Source organism: Actinokineospora spheciospongiae, assembly GCF_000564855.1.
Lineage (GTDB): Bacteria > Actinomycetota > Actinomycetes > Mycobacteriales > Pseudonocardiaceae > Actinokineospora > Actinokineospora spheciospongiae.
Map to the genome: position 1 here is coordinate 1 of NZ_AYXG01000144.1, position 8,491 is coordinate 8,491.

Below are 8,491 nucleotides of genomic sequence, written 5' to 3' on the forward strand. Positions count from 1 at the left end.
CCGTGCGCGTCAAACGGAGACCGACGTCAGCACGGGAACGACCACGCCAGGTCCAGGTGTTCCCGGTCAGTACCGCGATCGCGGTGCCCGCGGGGGTGGTGGTGAGGGCGTCGAGGCGGCCGGGGGGCCGCGACAGCGGCGTGGGGCCGTCGGGGTGAGGGCGATGTGGCCGAGGTGCCAACCGTCGTCGGCCTGCCACCAGGCCGGGGAGTGCGCCTCGGCCTCGACCGGTCCGAGGTCCTCCGCGGCCCCCGTGGTGGGGTCGAACAGGTGCAGTCGGCCGGTGCGGGGGCCGTGGTCCACGTCGGCGCTCGCCCGGGTGAGGACGGGCACGAGGAATCCCCGCCACAGCGGCGTGACACAGCCACCACCTCCGTGACAAGTCGCCCGATACGGTGAGAATCGCGTCTGGTGTGGACAGAGCGTGAGGTGTGGTCCTGGGGTGGTTCCTGGGGTTGCGCCCCGGGGACACGCGTGCCGACCGGACCTAGCGTGGTGCTCGACCGGGAAGTACCCGGCAGGTCACTCACGAATCGAGGTCGGTCGATGTCGGAAGTCCAGCAGGGGCCGAAGGACGACGCGCGCACCGGGTTCCCCGCCACGGTGCAGCGCAGCACCACCGCGAAGTTCGAGTGGGTTTGGAGCGACGCCGGGTCGGGCGCGCACGGCGACGTGGCGGTCTGGCGGCCCGTCCCGGAGGACGGCTGGTACGCCCTCGGTGACTACGCCCAGGGCGACTACACCAAGCCCGCCGCGCTCGCGGTCACCGTGCGGCAGGTCGGCCTGTCCGACCGGCCGCTGCTGAAGGCGCCGGTCGGGTTCACGCAGGTGTGGAACGACAAGGGTTCCCGGGGTGACCACAACGGCGCGATCTGGTACCCGGAGCCGCCGCCGGGGTACGTGTCCGTCGGGTTCGTCGCCTCGCACGGGTACCGGGCGCCGGAGGTGGAGCACTACGCCTGCGTCGCGTTGCAGTGGGTGGAGGCGACCGGGGTCGACCACAAGATCTGGAGTGACGCGGGGTCCGGGGCGGGCAAGGACGTGAGCCTGTACCGGCCGGTGGACGCGAACTCCACCTTCGTCGCCCAGGGCAACTACTCGCCGTGGGCGGGCGTCGCCTACCGGTTGCTGTCGTCGTGAGCCGCACGCTGGAAGCGCCCGGCCGCGCGGAGGTCGAGCAGGCCGGGGGCGAGTGCGCGACCGGGCTCCGGTGCGGCACCTTCGAGGTCGACGCGGGTGGGCAGGCGACGTACCGGTTGGCGATCGCGGTCCCGCCGGGGATCAACGGGGCGCAGCCCGACCTGGCCCTGGTCTACGGCCACCACCGGCGCAACGGGGCGCTCGGCGTCGGCTGGGACCTGGCGGGGCGGTCGGCCATCTCCCGGGTGAAGGCGACCTGCGCCGTGGACGGCTTCACCGGCGCCGTCACCTTCGGCCCCGACGACCGCTTCGCCCTCGACGGGCGGCGGCTGGTCGCCGTGGACGGCGCCTACCACGCCCCCGGTGCCGTCTACGGGACCGAGCTGGGCGACCACAGCCGGGTCGTCGCCGGGGACACGCCCGCCGAGGGCTTCCGCGTGACGACCCGCTCCGGCGCCGTGCACCACTACGGCAGCACACCGCAGAGCCAGGTCCTCGCGGGGGCGCACGTCTGCGTGTGGGCGCTCAGCTCGACCGAGGACCTCGACGGCAACCGCGTCGAGTACACCTACTCCCCCGCCGCCTCCGGTTCCCGCTACCTGAGCCGGATCGCCTACACCGCCCGCGCCGACGGCACGGCGGCGAACCGGTTCGTGGACTTCACCTACGAACCCCGGCCCGACCCGATCACCGAGGCGGTCGGCGGGCACCTGCTGACCACGGAGCTGCGCCTGGCCCGCATCACCGTGTCGGTGGCGGGCGAGGTCGTGCGCACCTGGGACCTGGCCTACGGCGTGAGCGCCGCGTCCGGGCTCAGCGTCCTCACCTCCGCGACCGAGTCGGGCGCGGCGGCGGACGGCTCGCCCGCCCTGCCCGGCACGGCGTTCACCTGGCGGGACTCGGCGCTGCCCCGGTTCGCCGTCGGCGAGCCGTGCTGGATCGGCCCCGACGTGCCGGGGGTGCCCGACGTCACGGTGGTCTCGGTGACCGGCAGCGGTCGCACCGACCTGGCCCGGTTCTGGACCGACGAGGACGGCAACCTCGGCGTCTCGACCTGGCTGGCCACCGCGGCGGGCACCTTCACCCACGGCCACGACGACGTGCTCGGCGCCTTCCCGCCCCGGCACCACGTCCTGGCCGCCGACCTCGACGGCAACGGCCGGACGGACCTCGTGGTCGCCTACGCGGACGGGCCGCGGCAGCGGTTGCGGTTCGCGGTGTTCCTGGCCACCGGCACGGGGTTCGCGGCCGCGGGCGAGCCGTTCGACACCGGCACCGCCTGGGACGCCACGCACCTGGCGTTCTTCGCCATGGACGTCAGCGGCGACGGCCGCACCGACATCGTGCAGGCGTACAGCTCGCCCGACCCGGAGCGCGGCGAGGTGTTCGCCCTGCGCACCCACCGCTCCGAGTACGGCACCGGCGGCACGTTCTCCGCCGCGACCACCAGCGTCACCGGCGACCCGGCCCGGCTGCCGGGCCTGCTCGGCTGCTGGCCGATGGACGTCGACGGCAACGGGGTGGTCGACCTGGTGCGCGCCTGGCGCGACGGGGACGACCGGATCGCGGTGGCGGGCTACGTGTCGGTGTGCGCGGCGGGCGGCGGGGTCTCGTTCGGCCGGGTCGTGCACAGCTCGCTGCCCGGCCACGCGGGCGCGGCCCAGGTGGCGCTGCTGCCGGTCGACGTCAACGGCGACGGGGTGCAAGACCTGCTCCAGGTGTGGGAGGAGCCGGGTCGGGACTCGGTCACCTCGCACCTGTCCGTGCTGGTCTCGACGGGCGCGGGCGCGTTCACCCGGGGCGCGGACGCGGAGTTCCCCGGGCTCGCGCTGTCGGACGGGGCGGTGTTCGCCGCCGACCTCAACGGCAACGCCACCACCGCCGTCGTGTGGCAGGGGCGGACGGCGGACGAGATCGTGTTCACCCCGTTCGTGGCCTCGCCGTCGGGGGTCTACCGGCGGTTGCCGTCGTTCAGCGGGGGGCCGGTCGGGGTGGGCGCGGACCGGTCGGTGTTCCTGCCGGTGGACGTGAACGGCGACGGCCGGGCGGACCTGGTGCGGTTGGACGCGCTCGGCGAGGGGGCGGTCCGGGCGACGCCGTACCTGTCCGCCGGGGCGCCGTTGGACGTGATCACCGGCATCACCACCCCGCTCGGGGAACGCGTCACGATCGACTACGCGCCGCTGTCCGACCCGGAGGTCTACGAGGTGTCCCGGACGCCGCGCTTCCCCGACGCGACCGCGTTGCGCCACCCCGGTCCGCTGACGCCGACCGTCGGCCCGGTGCAGCGGGTCCTGGGCAGCGCCCTGTACGTGGTGTCGGCCCACGAGCGGTCCACCGACCCCGGCCGCAACCGCTTCCCGCTCACCGACCGCCGCAGGTCGACCTACCGGGACGCGGCCCTCGACCTCACCGGCCGCGGCTGGTTGGGCTTCGCCTCGCGGACGGTGCTCGACGTGGGCACCGGTCTGCGCACCACGACCGCCTACCGGCAGGACTTCCCGTTCACCGGCCGGGTCGCCGAGGTCCGGGTGGAGGCGGTCCCCGTGCCGGGCGGCGACCCGCGCGTGCCCCCGGGCAGCCCGCCGCTGCTGCTGTCCACGTCGACGTGCGCCTACGACAGCCGTACGACCGGACCTGTGGTCGAGGTGCTGCTGACCTCGACCCTGGAATCGCACTACGACTACGGCGCCGACCGGTTCGACCGCGCGTACGCCCACCGGTTCGGCTACGACGAGTTCGGCAACCGGACGCTGGACGCGGACCTCGGGCAGGTGGACCCGGCGGGCGTGCCTGTCCGGCCGGGTGAGGCGGTGTACCGGCACCGGCTCTACGACAACGTCACGACGCCGACCGGCTGGTCACTGGGCCACCTGCGCTACGACAAGCTGACCGCCAACGCCGACGACCCGGACACCACGGCCTTCGTCGAGGGCGACCACAGCCTGCGCCGGTACGACCTGGCCCCGGGCACCCACCACGTCGTGTCGGCGGGCGGGTGGGACGACACGAGCGGCGCGTTCCTCCGCACCGCCTACGAGTACGACCGGTTCGGCAACCGGGTCGCGGAGACGCCACCGGGCGGGCGCACCACGCGGCACGACTACGACCCGGACCACCACACCTACCCGATGCGCACGGTGCACCCGCCGGACGACCACGGTGTGTCGCTGGTCGAGTGGTTCGGCCACGACCCCCGGTTCGGCGCCCGGATCGCGCACGTCGACGCCAACGGGCAGGTGTCGGTCGAAGCCCTCGACGCGTTCGGCAGACCGGCGCTGCGCCAGGTGCCGGTGGACCCGGGCACCACCGACCCCAACGCGGTGCCCGCGTGCGTCACCGGCACCGGGGAACTGCGGCGGCGGTTGCGCGCGGCGCCGGTCGTCACGGTCGAGCGCACGACCCGCCGGTCCCGCGCCGGGGGCGAGCAGGTCGTGGTCGTCGAAGCCCTGCAAGCGTTCCCGACCGACGTGGGGCGCTCGTGGGCCACCACGCGGACCCTGGTGGACGGGCGGGACCTGACCCGGCGGACCGAGCGGGAGACCGGGCAGCGGCGCGGCGCCGTCGTCGAACTCACCGACCACGACGCCCGCGGCAGACCGGTCCGGCGCAGCCTGCCGTTCTTCGCCACCGACCCGGTCCCGGCGTCGGTCACCACCCGGTACGACGTGCTCGGCCGCCGCATCGGCCACGACGTCCCCACCGACGCGGGGACCTCGTCCACCACCTGGTACCACGGGCCGCGCGGCGTGGTGACGGAGACGACCGCCGACGCGGTGCGCCGCCTGGTGCACCGGCGCTACGCGGGCACCGACCGGGTGCGGCTGGTGGTGGCCGACCCGGACGGCCTGGCGGCGCGCACCGCGTTCGGGTTCGACCCGCTCGGCAGGCCGGTGCGGGCGGTCGACCCGCCGACGGCGACCACCCCGACCGGTGTCGCCACGACGATCACCCGCGACTCGCTCGGCAGGCGCGGCACCTACGACTGCCCGGACCTCAACCCCGTCCCCGCACCGGGCCGGGTGGCCGTCCGCCACCGGTACGACCCGGCGACGGGCCTGCCCGCGGGCGAGACCGACGCGGCGGGCGGCACCACCGAGCACACCCACGACCACCTGCGCCGGGTGGTCGGGACGCGGCTGTCGGACGGGCGGACCATCGAGTACGCCTACGACCTGGCGGACACGCCGTACGGGCTGGGCAGGCTGTGCGGGGTGCTGGTGCGCGACGCGCAGGGTGCGGTGCAGTCGCGGCGCGAGTTCGCCCACGACCGCCGGGGCGACGTCGTGCGGACGACGCTGACCGTGGCCGGGGAACGGGCGCCGTTCACCACCGAGCGGGTATTCGACCCGCAGCGGCGCGTCGTGCGGCGCACCCTGCCCGACGGCGCGGTCGCGACCGCGACCTACGCGGGCACGCGGCTGGTCGAGCAGGCCCTGGGCGGGGCGCGGGTCAGCCGCCCGCTGGCCGACCACGACGCGTTCGGCCTGCCGACGACCGTGCGGCACGGCACCGGGTCCACCACGACCACCACCCGGTCCCCGGCGGGCGCGCTCGTGGCGGAGCGGATCGACGGGGCGGGCGGTCGGGTGCTCGACCTGCGCTACACCCGCGACCGGCTCGGCCGCACCACGGCGGTCGACGACGTGCTCGACCCGGACCGCTCCACCGCGTACGGCTACCACGACCAGCGCCTCGTCCGCTTCTCCGCGGGCGCGGACGCGCTCTACGAGTACGACCAGTCGGGCAACGTGCGCGGCAAGGACGGCGTCTCCTACGACTACCACGCGCACTTCGCGCGCAGCGGCACCCGCGACGGCGACGCGGTGTACCGGGCGGCGCAGGACGCGTGCGGGCGCACGGCGACGCGGGAGTGGGACGGGACGCGGCTCGCCTTCGCCTACGACGGGCTGGGGGCGCTGCGCGAGGTGCGCGAGGTCGACGGGCCGCCGGTCCTGACCGTGCTCACCGACCACCGGGGCCACGCCCTGCGCCGGACGGCGCGCGACGGGGCGGTGGAGGTGGTCGTCGACGACGACTACCGGGTCCTGCGCGACCCCGGCGGCGCGGAGGTCGTCGAGCGGTACCTGCTCGACGGCTCGGGCGCGGTCGCGCTGGTGACCGGCGCGGCCGGGGTGGAGACCACCACCTACTTCCACCGCGACCCCAAGGGCAGCACCACCCACGTCCTCGACCAGGCCGGGGCGGTGCTGGCGCGGGTGTCCTACGACCCGTACGGGCGGTGGCGGCAGGAGGTGGGCGCCGCGCTGCCCGGGCGCGCGTACGAGAACCGCCGCTGGCTGCCCGACGTCGGCCTCTACGACTTCGGCGGCCGGTACTACGACCCGGAACGCGGCCGCTTCCTGACCCCGGACCCGGGGCCGGGCACGTCCGACCCGCTGCGCGCGGACGCGCTGAACCGCTTCGCGTTCGAACTGGACGACCCGGTCGACCGGGTCGACCCGTCGGGGTACAGCACCGACTGGATCGGTGGGCTGGTCCTGGGCGCGGTGCTGGTGGTCGGCGGTGTCGCCGTCATCGCCAGCGGTGGCGCGCTGGGGCCCGCCGTGGCGCTGGTCGCCTCGACCGCGGTGGCGGAGATCGCCACGGGTGTCGTCGTCACGCTCGGCTACGCCGCGCTGAGCGCCGGGCTCTCGGCGGCGTCGTACAGCCTGGGCCACACGAAGGTCTCCGGTGGGCGGTTCTGGGCGGGCCTGGCGGTCAACGCGGCGGTCGGCGCCGTCGCGGGTGCCGCGACCGCGGGCTTGGGAACGGCCCTGTACGCGGGTGTCACCGCGGCGCTCCTGCGCACCGCGGCGTCCCAGTGGGCCGCCGATCTCGCGGGCGTCGGGGCGTACGCGGCCTACGGCGCGATCACCGGCGCGACGAACGGGGTGCTCCTCCAGCTCACCGCCAACGGTGTCGACCGCGACATCGTGGGGCTGGACGTGGGGCTCGCCGACGGCCTCGGGGAGTCGGCGCTGTGGGGCGGGATCGCGGGCGGGATCGCCGGGGCCACGGGCGCCGCGTTGCAGGCAGGCGGCGGGAGGTACCAGCGGTGGCGCTTCCCCCGGCAGGGGAACGCGCCCCGGGAGCTGTCCTGGGACGAGATCGGTGTCCAGGGCAGCACCAACCTGGTGGCGAACACGCTGTGGATGGGCACGGCGTCGGTCTACGAGCTGTACCGGTCGCTCGTGCCGCAACCGTGGCACCTGTTCTCCTGACCCCGCCGAGCCGGCCGCCCGGGGCCCCGGGCGACCGGTTCACCCTTCCGGTGCTCGGCCATTCGGCGTAGTGTCGGGAGCCGTTCGCTGTGGTCCGGGTGGAACCCACCGTGGAGGAACCGTGCGGAGCGAGCCGCCGTTCGTCGGCAGGCGGGCCGAACTCGGGCGGCTGGCCGAGGCGGTGGCCGTGGTGTGCCGGGGTTCGCCGCGCACCGCCTGGGTCCTCGGTGAGCCGGGCATCGGCAAGACGGCGGTGCTGCGCCGGGCGGTGGCCGCGCTCCCCGGCCGGTTCACCGTGTTGGAGGCCGCGGCCGACCCGGCGGAGGAGCTGCTGGAATTCGGGATCGTCGACCAGCTCGTGCGCCAGGTCGCCCCGGCGGTGCTGCTGCGCGTCGCGCCGCTGCTCGCACCCCCGATCCCGCCCCGGACGCCGCCGCTGGTCGTCGGCGCGGCGCTGGTGGCGCTGATCGGCGCCCTCCAGTCCACGGGCCCGGTCGCGCTGGTCGTGGACGACGCGCACTGGGTGGACCCGCTCTCGGCGCAGGCGCTCGGCTTCGTCCTGCGCCGCATCCGGGCCGACCGGGTGCTGGTCGTGCTCGCCTGCCGCGACGACACCGCCGCCGCGCTGCGCCACCTCGAACGCGGCCAACCGGGCCCGCTGACCCTGGAACTGGCGGGGCTGACCGCCGCCGACGTGACCGCGCTGTGCCGGGCGGTGCGCGGTGTCGCGCCGCCCGCGCCCGCCGGGGAACGGCTGCTCGCGCACACCCGGGGCAACCCGCTGCACCTGTGCACCCTGCTGCGCGAGGTGCCGCACGACCTGCTCGCCGACGACCGGGTGCCGCTGCCGGTCCCGCGCCCGCTCGTCGCCGCCACCCGGTCCGCGGTGGACCGGCTGCCCGCGGCCACCGTCGCCGTGGTCGAGGGGCTGGCCGTGCTGGACGAGGCCGCGGCACCGGCGCGGGCAGCGCACGTCGCGGGCGTGCCGGACGCCACCACCGCGGTCGCGCCCGCCGTCGCGGCGGGACTGGTGTGCGCGGCCGGGCGGGGACCCACCGGCCGCCTGCGGTTCCGGCACCAGGTGTACCGCGACGCCGTCTACGCCGCGATCGCCCCGGACCGGCGGG

At 75.8% G+C, this 8,491-nt stretch carries 4 protein-coding genes; 3 read left to right on the forward strand and 1 reads right to left on the reverse strand.

The genetic code is table 11. The annotated features are described in order from the left end of the window. Window positions 1-66: 66 nt before the first annotated feature. On the reverse strand, window positions 67-333 hold the full coding sequence (locus UO65_RS19105) for a hypothetical protein (RefSeq protein WP_035284551.1): 267 nt from the start codon (window positions 331-333) through the stop codon (window positions 67-69). 213 nt (window positions 334-546) lie between these two features. Between UO65_RS19105 and UO65_RS19110 the strand changes: the two genes are divergently transcribed. From UO65_RS19110 to UO65_RS36835, 3 genes are all read left to right on the forward strand, one after another. Next, window positions 547-1,140: a Vps62-related protein gene (locus UO65_RS19110; RefSeq protein WP_035284554.1), complete on the forward strand. Its 594-nt coding sequence runs from the start codon at window positions 547-549 to the stop codon at window positions 1,138-1,140. After that, window positions 1,137-7,364, forward strand: coding sequence for an FG-GAP-like repeat-containing protein (locus UO65_RS19115; RefSeq protein WP_035284556.1), 6,228 nt, complete (start codon window positions 1,137-1,139; stop codon window positions 7,362-7,364). Before UO65_RS19110 ends, UO65_RS19115 begins: the two co-directional genes overlap by 4 nt. 121 nt (window positions 7,365-7,485) lie before the next feature. Then, window positions 7,486-8,491: AAA family ATPase (locus tag UO65_RS36835; RefSeq protein WP_035284559.1), on the forward strand; the 1,006-nt coding region annotated here is incomplete at its 3' end.

What these genes read in the sequence shown, in the direction of transcription:
- UO65_RS19110 (WP_035284554.1), top strand. Translation starts at nt 547, where the DNA reads ATGTCGGAAGTCCAGCAGGGGCCGAAGGACGACGCGCGCACCGGGTTC.